This is a genomic window from Rhodococcus sp. NPDC078407, assembly GCF_044542515.1.
Lineage (GTDB): Bacteria > Actinomycetota > Actinomycetes > Mycobacteriales > Mycobacteriaceae > Rhodococcoides.
This window is the reverse complement of sequence record NZ_JBITUQ010000008.1, coordinates 152,195-167,559: the sequence shown is the minus strand read 5'-3', so window position 1 is coordinate 167,559 and position 15,365 is coordinate 152,195. Positions and strand designations below refer to the sequence as shown.

At 64.2% G+C, this 15,365-nt stretch carries 14 protein-coding genes; 11 read left to right on the top strand and 3 right to left on the bottom strand.

Going from position 1 to position 15,365, the window contains the following annotated elements; genetic code table 11:
• The first annotated feature begins 36 nt into the window (after window positions 1-36).
• The 6 genes from ACIGGF_RS11265 to ACIGGF_RS11240 all read left to right on the top strand — a co-directional run bounded on the left by ACIGGF_RS11265 (window position 37) and on the right by ACIGGF_RS11240 (window position 6,488).
• Window positions 37-351, top strand: a complete 315-nt coding sequence (locus ACIGGF_RS11265; protein ID WP_397521403.1) for a DMT family transporter — start codon at window positions 37-39, stop codon at window positions 349-351.
• Window positions 352-383: 32 nt separating this feature from the next.
• A complete protein-coding gene (locus ACIGGF_RS11260) occupies window positions 384-1,187 on the top strand; it encodes an ABC transporter (protein WP_397521402.1) in 804 nt (267 codons plus the stop codon).
• A gap of 197 nt (window positions 1,188-1,384) precedes the next feature.
• A complete protein-coding gene (gene chvE, locus ACIGGF_RS11255; RefSeq protein WP_397521401.1) occupies window positions 1,385-2,521 on the top strand; it encodes a multiple monosaccharide ABC transporter substrate-binding protein in 1,137 nt (378 codons plus the stop codon).
• An 8-nt stretch (window positions 2,522-2,529) separates the two neighbouring features.
• On the top strand, window positions 2,530-4,068 hold the full coding sequence (mmsA, locus tag ACIGGF_RS11250; RefSeq protein WP_397521400.1) for a multiple monosaccharide ABC transporter ATP-binding protein: 1,539 nt from the start codon (window positions 2,530-2,532) through the stop codon (window positions 4,066-4,068).
• Complete coding sequence (gene mmsB / locus ACIGGF_RS11245; RefSeq protein ID WP_397521399.1) at window positions 4,065-5,393, top strand: multiple monosaccharide ABC transporter permease; 1,329 nt, start codon at window positions 4,065-4,067, stop codon at window positions 5,391-5,393. The genes mmsA and mmsB overlap by 4 nt, the downstream gene beginning before the upstream one ends.
• 75 nt (window positions 5,394-5,468) lie before the next feature.
• The gene (locus tag ACIGGF_RS11240; protein ID WP_397521398.1) at window positions 5,469-6,488 is read left to right on the top strand and encodes a LacI family DNA-binding transcriptional regulator; all 1,020 of its coding nucleotides are present in this window, start codon (window positions 5,469-5,471) and stop codon (window positions 6,486-6,488) included.
• Between the two features lie 31 nt (window positions 6,489-6,519).
• Here the strand turns inward: ACIGGF_RS11240 and ACIGGF_RS11235 are convergent, their stop codons facing one another.
• Window positions 6,520-8,091, bottom strand: coding sequence for a PucR family transcriptional regulator (locus ACIGGF_RS11235; RefSeq protein WP_397521397.1), 1,572 nt, complete (start codon window positions 8,089-8,091; stop codon window positions 6,520-6,522).
• Between the two features lie 114 nt (window positions 8,092-8,205).
• Here ACIGGF_RS11235 and pruA point away from each other — a divergent pair, with 114 nt between their 5' ends.
• The 3 genes from pruA to ACIGGF_RS11220 all read left to right on the top strand — a co-directional run bounded on the left by pruA (window position 8,206) and on the right by ACIGGF_RS11220 (window position 11,259).
• Window positions 8,206-9,855, top strand: coding sequence for an L-glutamate gamma-semialdehyde dehydrogenase (gene pruA / locus ACIGGF_RS11230; protein ID WP_397521396.1), 1,650 nt, complete (start codon window positions 8,206-8,208; stop codon window positions 9,853-9,855).
• Window positions 9,852-10,796: a proline dehydrogenase family protein gene (locus ACIGGF_RS11225; RefSeq protein ID WP_397521395.1), complete on the top strand. Its 945-nt coding sequence runs from the start codon at window positions 9,852-9,854 to the stop codon at window positions 10,794-10,796. Before pruA ends, ACIGGF_RS11225 begins: the two co-directional genes overlap by 4 nt.
• Before the next feature lie 274 nt (window positions 10,797-11,070).
• The gene (locus ACIGGF_RS11220; protein WP_397521394.1) at window positions 11,071-11,259 is read left to right on the top strand and encodes a hypothetical protein; all 189 of its coding nucleotides are present in this window, start codon (window positions 11,071-11,073) and stop codon (window positions 11,257-11,259) included.
• Window positions 11,260-11,410: 151 nt separating this feature from the next.
• On the opposite strand, the gene ACIGGF_RS11215 is transcribed toward ACIGGF_RS11220, so the two are convergent.
• Entirely contained in the window at window positions 11,411-11,809 is a 399-nt protein-coding gene (locus tag ACIGGF_RS11215; RefSeq protein WP_397521393.1) for an STAS domain-containing protein, read from the bottom strand.
• Between the two features lie 217 nt (window positions 11,810-12,026).
• Complete coding sequence (locus tag ACIGGF_RS11210) at window positions 12,027-12,506, bottom strand: MarR family winged helix-turn-helix transcriptional regulator (RefSeq protein WP_397521392.1); 480 nt, start codon at window positions 12,504-12,506, stop codon at window positions 12,027-12,029.
• Between the two features lie 148 nt (window positions 12,507-12,654).
• On the opposite strand from ACIGGF_RS11210, the gene ACIGGF_RS11205 reads away from it, so the two are divergent.
• Both ACIGGF_RS11205 and ACIGGF_RS11200 read left to right on the top strand, forming a co-directional pair.
• A complete protein-coding gene (locus tag ACIGGF_RS11205) occupies window positions 12,655-14,709 on the top strand; it encodes an MMPL family transporter (RefSeq protein ID WP_397521424.1) in 2,055 nt (684 codons plus the stop codon).
• The gene (locus ACIGGF_RS11200; protein ID WP_397521391.1) at window positions 14,706-15,335 is read left to right on the top strand and encodes a lipocalin family protein; all 630 of its coding nucleotides are present in this window, start codon (window positions 14,706-14,708) and stop codon (window positions 15,333-15,335) included. The genes ACIGGF_RS11205 and ACIGGF_RS11200 overlap by 4 nt, the downstream gene beginning before the upstream one ends.
• The last annotated feature ends 30 nt before the right edge of the window (window positions 15,336-15,365 follow it).

Genomic DNA, 15,365 nt, shown 5'->3' with positions numbered 1-15,365 from the left:
CCGCTGGACAAGACGGTGTCAGAGGAGTGATTTCACATGGCATGGCTCATTCTCGTCGTCTCCGGCGTTCTGGAAGCGATCTGGGCAACCGCGCTCGGTAAGTCCGAGGGTTTCACCAAACTCGGACCGTCCGTCGTGTTCGGCGTCGCGGTGGTGCTCAGCATGATCGGTCTCGCGGTCGCGATGCGGTCGTTGCCCACCGGTACCGCCTACGCCGTCTGGGTGGGAATCGGTGCCACCCTCACCGTCGCGTACGCAATGATCACCGGTGAAGAAGCTGCGTCGATTCTCAAAATTGCGCTTCTGGTGGGCATCGTCGGATGCGTCGTGGGACTGAAGGTTCTTCACTGATTTTCCCGGCTACAAGCAGTTACAGTAAAACCATGAACTGGGTGTCAGCGATCACACTTCCCGCGCGCGCCGGAATCGCCATCGCCGAACAGGCGATCGGCGTAGCGGAGGTCGCGTTGGCGACCACGCGAATGGCCCTGGCCACCGGCGCGTCCGGCACTGCTGGAGTGGCCTCGCTCGCCAATCCGCGCGGCGGCACGATGCAGCTGCTCGCCCAGCTCGGTCAGCTCACCTCCGACGACCGCGCTCTCGGGAACGCCCTCAAAGAAGGCGGGCCGTTGGATCGCCTTCTCGCCCAGGGTGGCGTCGTCGATCGGCTCACATCCGAGGACGGCACCCTCGAGCGCTTACTGTCTCCGGGCGGCCCGGTCGAGCGAATCCTCGCTCCCGGCGGCCCCCTGGACCGGTTGCTCGCCGAGGACGGACCGCTCGAACGCCTCCTGGCCGAGGGCGGCCTGCTCGACCGCATCACCGCCACCAACGGTCCGCTCGAACGGCTGACGGCCACGGACGGCCCCCTCGAGGTGCTCACGCGTCAGGACGGCCTCATCGAGAGGGCCATCGCCGAGAACGGCATCCTCGAGACGATGCTGGCCGAGGACGGTGCCGTCGAGCGCCTGACGGCCAAGGGCGGGCCGCTGGACCAGTTGGTGAAACTGTCCGAAACTCTGACGTCCGTGGCTCCCAACATCGAGCGCATGAGCATCTCGATCGACATCCTCCAGGACTCCGTGGAGATCCTCTCGGCGGCGGTGCACCCGCTCGGCGAGCTGGTCGGGCGGTTGCCGAGCCGCTGGCTCAAGAGCGGCAAACAGTCGGTTCACGAACTGCACTGACCCCTTCGACGGGATCGCCCGAGAGGGCCGTCCACTCCCGTGATGTTAGCGCTCACACTGGTCACGGCGGTACCGGAAAGAAAACTTTGACTTTGCCGTTGTTATCGCTCACACTTTCGTTCTGATGTGATGCGAACCACACGGGACCACCCGACGGCCTCCGCTTCACGGTCTACCTCACTACACAGGGAGAAACGATGAAGTTTCGACAGCTATCCATGGCCGCGGCCGCGGTGGCCCTCACCCTCACGCTCGGCGCGTGCGGGTCGAGCACCAAGACCGCAGACGAGGCTCCGGCCGACGGCGGCAGCACTGCAGGCGCTCTGATCGGCGTCACGATGCCGACGAAGTCCTCGGCTCGTTGGATCGCCGACGGCGACAACCTCAAGAGCGCACTCGAGGGTCAGGGCTACAAAGTCGATCTTCAGTATGCCGAGAACGACATTCCCACCCAGGTGAATCAGATCGAGAACCAGATCACCCAGGGCGCAAAGCTTCTCATCGTCGCCTCGGTGGACGGTACTGCCATCACCACCCAGCTGCAGGAAGCCAAGGACAACGGTATCGGCGTCATCGCGTACGACCGCCTCATCCGCAACTCCCCGAACGTCGACTACTACGCGACCTTCGACAACTACAAGGTCGGCGTCGATCAGGCGACGTCACTGTTGGTCGGCCTCGGTCTGAAGAACGAGGACGGTACCGACAAGGCCGACGCCCCCGCAGGTCCGTTGAACATCGAGGTCTTCGGCGGTTCACCCGACGACAACAACGCCACCTTCTTCTTCGACGGTGCCATGGAAACCCTGAAGCCGTACCTGGACAAGGGAACTCTGAAGATCGGCAGTGGCGAGTCCGATTTCGAGACCGCCGCAACATTGCGTTGGGACCCGGCCACCGCCCAGAAGCGCATGGAGGATCTGCTCACCAAGACGTACTCCTCGGGCCAGCAGGTGCAGGGCGTCCTCTCGCCCTACGACGGCATTTCCATCGGCATCCTCTCCGCACTCAAGAGCAACGGCTACGGCACGGCAGGTCAGCCCTACCCGATCGTCACCGGGCAGGACGCCGAGGTGCCGTCGGTGAAGTCGATCATCGCCGACGAGCAGTACTCCACGATCTACAAGGACACCCGCGAACTCGCCGAGGTCACGATCCAAATGGCTCAGGCAATGCTCAACGGTGAGACTCCCGAGACCAACAACACCACCGATTACGACAACGGCGAGAAGGTCGTTCCCGCGTACCTGCTGCAGCCCGCGATCGTCTACAAGGACAACTACCAGGAGCTGCTCGTCGATGGCGGCTACTACACCGAGGATCAGTTGAAGTGAGTTCGGCGATGACGAGCCCGATCTTGGAGATGCGCGGCATCACCAAAAGCTTTCCCGGCGTCAAGGCGCTGCAGGATGTGACTCTGTCGGTCGATCGTGGCGAAATCCACGCGATCTGCGGAGAGAACGGAGCAGGCAAGTCCACGCTCATGAAGGTGTTGTCGGGTGTGTATGCACACGACACCTTCGACGGCGACATCGTGTTCGACGGCAAGGCCTGCGAGTTCTCCGACATCCGGAGCAGCGAGGCCGAGGGCATCGTCATCATCCATCAGGAACTCGCACTGAGTCCGCATCTCTCGATTGCCGAGAACATCTTTCTCGGCAACGAGCGGTCGAAGCGCGGGTTCATCGACTGGAACCGAACCAACTCCGAGGCCGCAGCCCTACTGAAGAGAGTAGGGCTGCGGGAGAACCCCGTCAGCGTCGTCAGCGACCTCGGCGTCGGTAAACAGCAGCTCGTCGAGATCGCCAAGGCACTGTCCAAGGACGTGACCCTGCTCATTCTCGACGAACCCACTGCGGCACTGAACGATTCGGATTCCGCGCATCTGCTCGATCTGTTGCGCGGTCTACGGGACGAGGGCATCACGTGCGTGATCATCTCGCACAAGCTCAACGAGATCGCGGCCATCGCCGACCGCACCACGATCATCCGTGACGGCCGGACCATCAAGACGCTGGACATGCGAGACCCCGACGTCACCGAGGATCGCATCATCTCGCTCATGGTCGGCCGCGATCTCGAGCACCGCTTTCCCCCGCACGAATCCACTGTGGGCGAGGAGGTTCTGCGCATCGAGGACTGGACCGTACACAGTCCCACCCAGCAGGGCCGAACCGTTGTCGACAAGGCGAATCTCACGCTGCGGCGCGGCGAGATCGTCGGCCTCGCCGGGTTGATGGGTGCGGGACGCACCGAATTGGCCATGAGCGTCTTCGGCCGCAGCTACGGCATCGACATCTCGGGTCGTCTGTTCAAGTACGGCAAGGAAATACACGTCAAGTCCGTCAACGATGCCATCCACCATGGGATCGCGTATGCCACCGAGGACCGAAAGCGCTACGGCCTCAATCTGATCGACGACATCAAGCGCAACATATCGACCGCGGCACTCGACAAGTTGGTCACAGGCGGCTTCGTCGACGACAACCAGGAGTTCAAGGTCGCCGAGGGCTTCCGCAAGAGCATGAACATCAAGGCACCGAACGTTTCCGCCGTCGTCGGGAAACTGTCCGGTGGCAATCAACAGAAGGTCGTGCTGAGCAAATGGATCTTCAGCGATCCGGATGTGCTCATCCTCGACGAGCCGACGCGCGGCATCGACGTCGGTGCCAAGTTCGAAATCTATTCGATCATCAACGATCTCGCCGACGCCGGAAAGGCTGTGCTGGTGATCTCGTCCGAGCTCCCGGAACTGCTCGGGCTGTGCGATCGGATCTACGCATTGTCGGCAGGTCGCATCACCGGTGAGGTCACTCGCGCGGACGCGACCCAGGAATCTCTCATGCATCTCATGACCCGTGGAACAGGAGTACTTCGATGAATCAGCTGTCGACAGTCCGGGGGCTGCTCACGCGAAACCTCCGCCAGAGCGGGATTTTCATCGCGTTCGCACTGATCATCGCGCTGTTCACGGTGCTGACCGGCGGTCAGCTGTTGGTGCCGCAGAACATCAGCAACATGGTGGTGCAGAACTCGTACATTCTCATCCTGGCCATCGGCATGGTCGTCATCATCATCGCCGGGCACATCGACCTGTCGGTCGGATCGGTGGTTGCGGCCACCGGAGCCATTGCCGGTGTCCTCATGGTGCAACAGAACGTGCCATGGCCACTCGCGGTGCTGATCACGTTGATTGTCGGCGGCCTCATCGGTGCCTGGCAGGGCTATTGGGTCGCATACTTCGGCATTCCCGCGTTCATCGTCACCCTCGCAGGCATGCTCGTCTTCCGCGCGGTCACTCTCATCGTCCTCGGCAACCAGGGCATCGGGCCGTTCCCCGGACCGGTGCGCACACTGTCCAACGGCTTCCTGCCCGGTTTCATGGGCAACGTGGGCCTCGGACCGTTGGGTGGGGCAGATATCTTCACGTTGCTCGTAGCGATTCTTGCGGTCGCCGGAATCGTGTTCAGCCAGTGGCGTTCTCGAACGGGCCGGCAGAAGTACGGCCAGACCGTGGACGCGATGCCGCTCTTCCTGATCAAGATGACGTTCGCCGCAGCCCTCGTACTGGCCATCGCAGTGCAGCTGGCGCGGTTCAAGAACCTGCCGTACGTCCTGATCCTGCTCGCGGTCTTGGTCATGGGTTACTCGACGCTTGCCGGCAAGACCGTGTTCGGTCGGCACGTGTACGCCATCGGCGGAAACATCCACGCCGCGTCGTTGTCCGGCATCAAGGTCAAGCCGGTCACCTTCTGGATCTTCGTCAACATGGGCGTGCTGTCGGCTCTGGCCGGAATCATCTTCGCCGGTCGCCTCAATCAGGCCGGCCCCACCGCCGGCAACGGCTTCGAGCTCGACGCCATCGCCGCGGCCTTCATCGGCGGCGCAGCAGTGCAGGGCGGCGTGGGCCGCATCGTCGGTGCGCTCACCGGCGGCCTCATCATCGCGGTGATCAACAGCGGCATGTCGCTCATCGGATCACCCAGTGAAAGAGTGCAACTGGTCAAGGGTCTGGTGCTGCTCGCTGCCGTGGCATTCGACATCTGGACCAAGCGCCGAGCCGCGAGCGGAAAGGGCGGGAAGGGAGACGCAGCCAAGTCACCCACCAGCTACCTGGGCGTACCGGTGCCACCCGAGATGTTCTCCCCCGGAGAACCGGGAAAGACCGCACCGCCGACATCCGCCTCGATGACGAAGACGACGTGATCGGCGCAGTTCCCAGCGGTGCGGGACCGGGCATGCTGTGATTGTCCTCCACGACTTCAGAGGGGTTGCGACACGATGACGCCGACACGCGGACCCGCCATGACCGACGTCGCCCGGCTCGCAGGCGTGTCCCACCAGACTGTCTCCCGTGTCATCAACGGCCATCCCAACGTGACCGAAGCAACGAGAACCAAAGTGGATCAGGCGATTTCGGAGCTCGGTTATCGCCCCAACACAGCCGCTCGCGCTCTGGTCACGGGCCGCAGCAGCACCATCGGAATAGTCGGAACCGGCAACGCCCTGTACGGCCCGGTGTCGACGCTCTACAGCGTCGAATCTGCAGCGAGACAAGCCGGCTACTCCGTCGTGGTCGGCGTTCCCACGTCGTTCGACGAGTCGGCGATCATCACCTGCGTTCGCAGGTTGCAGAAGCAAGGCGTGGACGGCGTCATCGTCATCGCACCGCTGCGAACCGAAGCCGGCGACATCGCCGATCTGGCCGGAGAACTCCCGTTGGTTGCCGTCGAAGGCTCTCCCGCAGGCGATCTGGCCGTGGTTTCGGTCGACCAGATCGCCGGCGCACGCGCTGCCACTGCACACCTGCTCGGCCTCGGGCACAGTGCGGTGTGGCACGTTGCGGGACCGCTCGGGTGGTACGAGGCCGCCGACCGCGTGACCGGCTGGCGTCTGGCCCACGAGGAAGCACGCATCGAACCGCCTCCCACCTTGGCGGGCGATTGGAGCGCCCGCTCGGGATTCGCCGCGGGCAGCGAATTGGCCGAGAACAACGATGTGACAGCAATATTCGCCGGTAACGACGCCATGGCGCTCGGCGTACTGCGCGCCCTGGAAGTACAGGGCAAACGAGTGCCGCAGGACGTCAGCGTCATCGGTTTCGACGACATACCCGACGCCGAATTCTTCTCACCACCACTGACCACCATTCGTCAGGAATTCAGCGAGGTCGGCGTGCGCAGCGTCGATATTCTGCTGAAACAGATCGAGACCGGGAACCGAAGCACCCGGCGTTCGAGCATCGAGCCGCGCCTGATCGTCAGGTCCAGCACCGGTCCCCATGTGAGTAGAACCTCGTAGCCTGCTAAGAACTTCTGCTCACCTGGGCCGTTCACAGTCTCAGCTGCATTTCCACCAGAAGACGCGCATCGGAATCGGTGAGATCGACATCCAGGATCTGCTCGACGCGGCGAATGCGGTAGCGCAGGGTATTCGGGTGCACGTGCACGCGCGCGGCCGCAGTCCGAACATCACCGAAGCAGGCCAGGTACGTCTCGAGACTTTCCCGCATTCTGGAGTCGTTGGATGCGTCGTATCGGTCGAGCTCGGCGACGCGCGGGTCTCGCAACTGCGGGTGGTTGCCGATCAGTTCGAGTATTTCTCCCAGCAACACAGAGGTTCTCGACTCCTCGAGCGTGGTGACGCGGACCTCGCCGGTGGTGCCGTCGAGTACCCGGTCCACCTCGAATCTGGCCACGGCCACACCCTCCAGGTCGGCGATCGGGGCTGCCACGGCGGCGCGCAGCGCCAGCGTGGTTCGCCGCTCGATTCGTCCCACGGAATCGGCTGCCCAGCCCGCAATCCACGTGCCCGAGGCCACCCCGGGAAACAGTGCGTAGATTCTCTCACCGATGGTGGTGACCAGGGAATCCCGCCGAAAAGCGCTGGCGTGCAGTCTGATCGCCGGTGCCAGTGCACCGATCTCGAACTCTCCGCACGGAGCGAATCCGACCACAGCCGCAGATCCGGTGGCGGGGATAGACAGCGCGGACGCCAGTGACGGCACGTCCACTCCGCCGCCTCTGGCACCGAGCAGGCGTTGAATCTGCAGGGTCTCGTTGGTCGGGGCGTTCGCGATCCGGGTGATCAGCCGTGCCGCAACGGCCGAAGCGCCCCGGAGCACACCGTCGGCCTCGTCGGCGAGCGGACCGGCACCCTCCTGCACCCAGATCGTCCCGAGAGTTGTCGGACTGCCGGATATGCGGCGGATCCCGACGGCAAGGCGTCGCCTGATCCCGAGGTCGTGATCGGCGGGTACGTCGATGACGTCGTCGGTGCGCCGGAGACGATCGAACACGCCGCGTTCATGGAGCCTTCGCAGGTAGTCGGCCGGGCCTTCGCGTCCGAGAATCGACAGCGTTCTCAGCTCGTCCGCAGCGTCGTCCGACGCCGAGTATGCCAACACGTGTGAGCGCTCGTCTTCGATGCTCACCATGCCCTTCGTCAGCGACGCCACCGTCTGGGCAAGTTCGTACAGGTCGGTGTCGGCTCCCAACGTCCCGTCGACCGAACTCTGCGTACGCCCCTGCTCGAGGACTCCTCGCGTCATCGACAGCAACAGCTCCCAGCGCGTCTGCCGGTGCACGGCGACGAGGGCGATACCGGCTTCGCGCGCACCATGGGTCACGGCGGCCGAGTCGGTCACCTTGGTCAGCACCGCGCGCGGACGGTCCGCCGCGGCGCGCAGAGCGAGATCGTCGAACCACCGCACCACGTCCGTTTCGGTCACCCCCACCAGCAAGGTCAGATCGGCGGACGCCCCCGGCGGCAGACGTAGATCGTCGGCGTCGAGCAGCGCTGCGGACTCGACGGTCACGTCGATGCCCGCAGGCGCGACCACCAGCTCGACGACAGCACTGTGCAGAGACGCCAGTAGCGCACGCAGTGATACGGCATTGGCCATACGGACAAGTCAATCACGGATTTGTTGGCCGATGAGCTGATTGATCGGTCTGTCCATCGGACTTCAATGGGCACCACACAGCGAGACGAGAAGCAGCCAAGACGAGGAGACGCTATGGATGCCGTCACATCAGTTCCCACGCCCACCAACGAGCCGGTCAACAACTACGCCCCGGGGAGCGCCGAACGCGCCCGCCTACGCACCCGACTGACCGAGCTCCGGACTTTACCCGTCGAGATCCATCAGGTCATCGGCGGAGTTCACCGCGTTGCCGACGGCGCTGTCGAGAATGTCGTCGAGCCGCACCGGCATGCGTCGATCATCGGCAGCTACGCCGGTGCCGGCCATCAGGATGTACGCGATGCCATCGATGCCGCGAGTGCGGCCGCTCCCATGTGGCGCGATCTGCCGTTCGACGAGCGCGCCGCCGTCTTCCTGCGAGCGGCGGATCTGCTGTCCGGTCCCTGGCGCGAAAAAATTGCTGCGGCAACGATGCTCGGCCAGTCCAAGTCGGCCTATCAGGCCGAGATCGACGCGCCGTGCGAGCTCATCGACTTCTGGCGATTCAACGTCGCCTTCGCGCGACAGATTCTGGCCGATCAGCCGGTGTCGGCCCCGGGCGTATGGAATCGCGTCGAGTACCGCCCGCTCGAGGGCTTCGTCTACGCGATCACCCCGTTCAACTTCACCGCCATTGCCGGCAACCTGCCCACGGCACCCGCGCTGATGGGCAACACGGTGTTGTGGAAGCCGTCGCCCACCCAGGCCGTCGCCGCGTACCTGACGATGCAACTGCTCGAAGCCGCCGGTCTGCCACCGGGGGTGATCAACCTCGTCCTCGGCGATGGCCCGATGGTCTCCGAGGTAGCACTGGCCGATCCGCGCCTGGCCGGCATCCACTTCACCGGCTCCACCGCGACGTTCCAGACGCTGTGGCGCGAGGTGGGCAACAACATCTCGAACTACAACTCCTACCCCCGCCTCGTCGGCGAGACCGGAGGCAAGGACTTCATCGTCGCGCACAGCTCCGCCGACCCGGATGTGCTGACCACAGCCATGATTCGCGGTGCCTTCGACTTCCAGGGGCAGAAGTGCTCGGCAGCATCGCGGGCATTCGTGCCGAAATCGCTGTGGGCTCGCATGGGTGAGACGTTCATCGAGCAGGTGTCGGCCTTGAAGTACGGCGACGTGACCGATCTGTCGAACTACGGCGGGGCCGTCATCGACCGAAAGGCGTTCGATCGCAACGCTGCTGCTATCGATCGAGCGAAGTCCGTGCCCAGCTTGACGATCGCCGCAGGCGGCACGTACGACGACTCGGAGGGCTACTTCGTCTCCCCCACCGTTCTCCTCGGCGACGACCCCACCGACGAGGCCTTCACCACCGAGTACTTCGGACCGATCCTGGCGGTACACGTCTACGACGACAGCAAGCCCGACGCCTACGCCGAGATCCTGCGTACCGTCGACACCGGATCGAAGTACGCACTGACCGGAGGAGTTATCGCCACCGACCGCAGCGCCGTCGAACAGGCCCATTCGGCACTGCGTTTCGCGGCTGGGAACTTCTACGTCAACGACAAACCGACCGGCGCAGTGGTGGGTCAGCAACCGTTCGGCGGAGCCCGCGCGTCGGGAACCAACGACAAGGCCGGCTCCCCGCAGAATCTGTTGCGCTGGACCTCGGCCCGCACGGTGAAGGAAACGTTCGTCCCGCCGACCACCCACGGCTACCCGCATCAGGAAGGCGAGGGCACGCGATGACCACCGTACTGAGCAATCCGTTGCGGCCGGCACTGCTGGCGGCGGCACGCTCGCCGAGATTGCAGGCCACCGTCACGCGACTGCGTGCCACCCGCTCGCTCGTCGACCGTTTCGTGGCAGGAGACTCGGAGCCCGCGGCCGTCATGGCGGTCGATGCACTCCTGGCGTCGGGCCGATTCGTCTCGGTGGACTACCTGGGCGAGGACACCACCGATCGGGCGCAGGCACGGGCAACCGTGCAGTCGTATCTGTCACTGATCCAACGCTTTTCAACTCGGCACACTGCTGGAACCGCCCTGGAGGTATCACTCAAACTGTCGGCGCTCGGCCAAGGCATCGACCGCACTCTCGCACTGGACAACGCGCGCGAGATTTGTGCCGCAGCCGCTGCTGCGGGAGTGTGGGTGACAGTCGACGCCGAGGACCACACGACCACCGATTCGACGCTGTCGATCGTCCGCGAACTTCGGAAGGACTTCCCGGATCTGGGCACGGTGCTGCAGGCGTACCTGCGGCGCACCGAAGTGGACTGCGTGGAGCTGTCCGGCCCGAGATCACGAATCCGACTGTGCAAGGGTGCGTACAACGAACCGTCGTCGGTGGCGTTTCAGAGCACGCGAGAAGTGTCCGACTCCTATCTCCGGTGCCTGCAGGTTCTGATGAACGGCAGCGGCTACCCGATGGTGGCATCCCACGACCCGGAGATGATCGAGGCGGCCGAGACGTTCGCAGCAGCCGCGGGCAGATCGTCCGATGAATTCGAGTTCCAGATGCTCTACGGCATCCGAGACCAGGAGCAACGACGACTCGTCGACGCCGATCGCCACGTTCGGGTCTACGTTCCCTACGGCGAGCAGTGGTACGGCTACTTCATGCGTAGACTCGCCGAGCGGCCCGCCAACCTGGCGTTCTTCGCTCGGGCGCTGGTTTCGCGTACGTAGTCGGTTCACCGTGGACCCAGATGCCGCCACGGTGGACCCAGATCCCGCCACCACCATGGACCCAGATGCCGCACACGCGCGCGCGTCTGTCAGAGGCGCGCAGAATCTCGTTGTTTCCGGGGCGATTCTGCTCGCGTTCGGCGAACGCGCGCGCGTTCGTGGATCGGCGGGGCCGCGCCACCGTCGATTGGGGTGCGGATCGGCGGGAGCAGTCCTGCATGGATCAGGTTGCGACTGTGGATTAGGTTGCGCGACATCGGGGCATCCCGGCGTCATGGCAAATTACAGAGTTATCGATCCCCACGGAACCGTCGTCGGAACCAAGGACATCTCCAGTTCCGAGGATGCGTACGACTGGTTCAAGGACAGCCGCGCCGACAACGAAGAGTTGGGCTGGCGACTGGAAGTGGAGCACGACGGTGAGTGGTCGTTCTTCAGCGATTCCGAGGGAACCAAGAACTAGTCACACTGCTCCGAACAGGTGCTGGGCGATCCTGCGCTGCGGCCGTGCCGTGGCGGAGGGTCGCCCGTTTTGTCTTCAGGACCGACGACAGTGGGCAGCCCAATACCTGAGCTGCCCACCTCTTGTCGCGGCGACTGTCGCCGGAGTACTGCTAGTCGGTCATGGGACGGGACGTCGGGACCGTGGACTCGAGGTCTGCGACCTCGAGCAAACGAGATACCGAGCGTCCTGCCACGATCGACCAGGTGGCACCGATGCCCGCCGAGTATCCGCGGACTGCATCGAAGACGGTGAGACCTGCGATGCCGAAGAAATCGACATCGGACAGGTCGAGGGTGACGTGCCTTTTACTGGACACGCGACTGCACACGAAATCGGAGAACATCGGCGCGCTGCGCATGTCGATGTCGCCGTGGACGGCGACGACGAGCGAGCCGTCGGGGCCATCGTGCGCGGTGAAGATGGCTCCGGTTGCTGCGACAGAGACGGATTTCTCGGCAACGGTCGCCGACGTGGTTCGAACTTTGTTGCCTGAAGATTCAACACTCATGGCAGATCCCATCGATCGGTCGAACTGAAGGGGAAACCGATTGACGCAGCGGGAGCAAAAATGTTGCCTGACCCGGACGCCTACTTCGCTGCGTTTCCCCGTGACCGGCTGTTAGCTCAACCGCCGCCAACCCTACGGCACTCGCACGCTCGGCGTCCAGCATCGGCTCGAGTAGGCCGCCCACCAGCAGTTCGAACACCGCACCCGGCTGCCTCCACTATGCGCGGCTGTTGTTTCCCAGGTCGGCGTGGTGTTCTCGCATGGCACCGATGAGCGATTCGAACACCCGATGCGCGGCTGCCAAATCGGTGTCGGGAAGCTCTGCCAACGCAGCGCTGGTTCGCATACCGAGGGGACCGAAGAACCCGCGAGCGACCTCCATTCCGTGCTCGTCGTACCGCAGAATCACCTTCCGCCTGTCCGATGCATCGGATTCGCGTCGGATGTGACCCGAGGCGATCATGCGCTCGACGAGGTAGGTCATGGCAGCGGACGAGAGACCCAACATGGTGCCCAGTTCGCCTGCAGTCAGAGGCGAACCCTCGACGTCGGCGACCATCACATGAAGCAAGGCCCGAAAGTCGTTGGGCCGCAAGCTGTGCAGCGCCCCGAACACCTGACCGATCTGCTCGGACACCGAAGACAGCGCTCGGAGATCCGCCGATATCGCGGATTCGAGGTGGTGTCGGTCGGTCATGTCGGCGGAAACTCCTTCGCTGCGGTCATCGTCAGACTACTGCCAGGAACAGATTCAGTTGCTTAATATCTAAGTAAATGAGATTGTTTTGAGCGTGGACAGCACTCGAACCGACAGCAACATCGCCTGGGACCGTATCGCCGCAACCGTGACGCACCGTCGATCATGGGCCATCGCACTCGCGCTCCTCATTCTGTCCATCGCCGTCATAGGGCTTGTCGGAAGCAACGATTCCGCTGGGCAGTCACCGAATTCACTGCCGACGTCAGCCGAGTCGTACCAGGTGGACGAGCTGCTGACCCAGTTTCCGGACTCCGATTCTGCCCCGGTGATCCTGGTCCTGAGCCGGACCGACGGCGCAGACCTCACCCCGGCCGATATCGAGGCCGCCGCCGCTGCGCAGAACCGGCTGCTCGCCGTCGATCGCTCGGTACCCGACGAGCCCGGGCCGCCCCCGATCGTCGCACCCGACGGCAAAGCCGCGATTGCACTGGTCCAGGTCGATTCCGAACTGTCGGGCTTCACGCTGAACGAGTTGATCACCGACCTGCGGTCTGCCGCCACGAGCGATCTCCCTTCCGATCTACGCGCTCAGGTCACCGGCGGACCGGCGTTCGGTGCCGACATCGCGAACTCGTTCTCCGGTGCCAACTTCACGCTTCTCGCCGTCACCGCGCTCGTGGTGGCCGTCCTTCTCATCGTCACCTACCGTTCACCGATTCTGTGGCTGGTGCCGCTGGCGGTCATCGGTTTCGCCGATCGGTTCGCCACTACGGTGGGCACCGCCCTGGCCCAGCTCACCGGCCTGTCGTTCGATGGTTCGACATCGGGAATCACCAGCGTGCTGGTGTTCGGTGCAGGCACCAACTACGCGCTGCTGCTGATCTCGCGCTACCGCGAGGAACTGCGTCGCGAGTCCGATCACCGGCTCGCCCTGCGCCACGCCGTCCGGCAGGCGGGGCCGGCCATCCTGGCCAGCAACGCAACCGTCGTGCTGGCATTGCTGACCCTGCTCCTGGCGATGCTGCCGAGCACCCGCAGCCTGGGGGCGCTGGCTGCGGCCGGTCTCGTCGTCGCCGCGGTCTTCGTCCTGTTCGTCCTGCCGCCGCTGCTGGCGCTGTGCGGCCCGAAACTGTTCTGGCCCTTCGTCCCCAAGCAATCCGACCGTGACACCACCACGGAGGGCGTCTGGCACTCGATCGCCGCAGGTGTCGCCCGACGCCCGGTGGCGACAGCGTCGGTCACCATCGTCGCACTGTTGGCCTGTTGCGCGGCATTGTTCGGCACCCAGATCGGACTCTCGCAGACCGAGCAGTTCCGGGTCACCGCCGAATCGGTCGAAGGCTTCGAGAATCTCTCCCAGCACTTTCCGGCCGGATCTGCCGATCCGATGACGGTTCTCGCTCCCACCGCAGACGTCGACGGAGTCGTCGACACCGTGGAGGGCATCGACGGAGTCGTCTCGGTCGATCGCGTCGCCGACTCCGATACCGGACTCACTCGGCTCTCGGTCGTCACCGATGCGGCACCCGCCTCCGACGAGTCGTTCACCATCGTCGAGAACCTCCGCTCCGCACTGGCCGGGGTGGACGACGCGCGAGTGGGTGGCAGCGACGCGAAGGCTCTGGACACAACCGACGCGGCGGCGCGAGATCGCCTGGTGGTCATTCCTGCGATCCTCGCGGTCGTGCTCGCCGTACTCCTGGTACTGCTGCGTGCCCTCGTCGCACCCGTGATCCTGGTTGCCACAACGGTATTGAGCGCAGTGGCCGCGATCGGAATCGGCAGCTGGGTGAGTCTGCACGTCTTCGGATTCCCAGCCCTCGACGACAACACCCCGTTGTTCGCATTCCTGTTCCTGGTCGCCCTCGGGGTCGACTACACGATCTTCTTGGTCACGCGTACTCGTGAGGAAACACCTCGGCACGGCACCAGATCGGCCATCGTGCGGGCGGTGTCTGCTACCGGCGGGGTCATCACGAGCGCGGGAATCGTGCTGGCGGCAGTATTCTGCGTGCTGGGCGTACTACCGCTGATCACGCTCACTCAGCTGGGCATCATCGTCGGGCTCGGAATTCTGCTCGATACGTTCGTGGTGCGCACCGTCGTCATTCCCGCCCTGTTCACCCTCATCGGCCCGGGGATCTGGTGGCCGAACAGAATCGATTCCAGCAAGACCACAACCAGAGGAGCCACTTCATGAAAATCCGCAACGCAGCCGTCCGCACGGCACTCGCCGGAGCCGTCGTAGCAGGCGCACTGCTCGCCGCCACCCCGGCTCAGGCTCAGCCGGTCGGCCCGCTCGGATCGGTCGGCCTCGAGCCGCTGGCTCCGGTCCCGTCCCTCGATCTGGAGCGATACCTGGGGACCTGGAATCAGGTTGCAGCGGTGCCGCAGCCGTTCAACTTGATCTGCGCCCGCGATACTCAGGCGAACTACCAGATGATCGATGCGTCGAACGTTCGCGTCGAGAACACCTGCACCACCTGGACCGGTGGCGAGAACCGCATCGTCGGCAACGCCCGGGTCAACGACACCGTCACCAACGCGCAGTTGCACGTGAGCTTCCCCGGAGTTCCCACCCAGGAGCGCCTCGACGGGCCGACCAACTACATCGTCGCCTACATCGCCGACGACTACTCGTGGGCGTTCGTCGGAAGCCCCACCCGCACGTCCGGTTTCGTGCTCAAGCGCACACCCGACGTCAGCGTCGAACAATTCCGCGAGATCCGCAGCGTCGCCGAATCGCTGGGCTACGACTCGAACTTCATCACCACGACGCCCACCCCGGGCGGCGCGACGACGATTCAGCAGCTCTCGACGGTGTAGTGCAGCGGAGCCGCAGTGGCGCGGTTACGT

Coding starts and splice junctions, on each gene's coding strand:
- ACIGGF_RS11265 (WP_397521403.1), top strand. CDS start 37: ATGGCATGGCTCATTCTCGTCGTCTCCGGCGTTCTGGAAGCGATCTGG.
- ACIGGF_RS11260 (WP_397521402.1), top strand. CDS start 384: ATGAACTGGGTGTCAGCGATCACACTTCCCGCGCGCGCCGGAATCGCC.
- chvE (WP_397521401.1), top strand. CDS start 1,385: ATGAAGTTTCGACAGCTATCCATGGCCGCGGCCGCGGTGGCCCTCACC.
- mmsA (WP_397521400.1), top strand. CDS start 2,530: ATGACGAGCCCGATCTTGGAGATGCGCGGCATCACCAAAAGCTTTCCC.
- mmsB (WP_397521399.1), top strand. CDS start 4,065: ATGAATCAGCTGTCGACAGTCCGGGGGCTGCTCACGCGAAACCTCCGC.
- ACIGGF_RS11240 (WP_397521398.1), top strand. CDS start 5,469: ATGACGCCGACACGCGGACCCGCCATGACCGACGTCGCCCGGCTCGCA.
- ACIGGF_RS11235 (WP_397521397.1), bottom strand. CDS start 8,091: ATGGCCAATGCCGTATCACTGCGTGCGCTACTGGCGTCTCTGCACAGT.
- pruA (WP_397521396.1), top strand. CDS start 8,206: ATGGATGCCGTCACATCAGTTCCCACGCCCACCAACGAGCCGGTCAAC.
- ACIGGF_RS11225 (WP_397521395.1), top strand. CDS start 9,852: ATGACCACCGTACTGAGCAATCCGTTGCGGCCGGCACTGCTGGCGGCG.
- ACIGGF_RS11220 (WP_397521394.1), top strand. CDS start 11,071: ATGGCAAATTACAGAGTTATCGATCCCCACGGAACCGTCGTCGGAACC.
- ACIGGF_RS11215 (WP_397521393.1), bottom strand. CDS start 11,809: ATGAGTGTTGAATCTTCAGGCAACAAAGTTCGAACCACGTCGGCGACC.
- ACIGGF_RS11210 (WP_397521392.1), bottom strand. CDS start 12,506: ATGACCGACCGACACCACCTCGAATCCGCGATATCGGCGGATCTCCGA.
- ACIGGF_RS11200 (WP_397521391.1), top strand. CDS start 14,706: ATGAAAATCCGCAACGCAGCCGTCCGCACGGCACTCGCCGGAGCCGTC.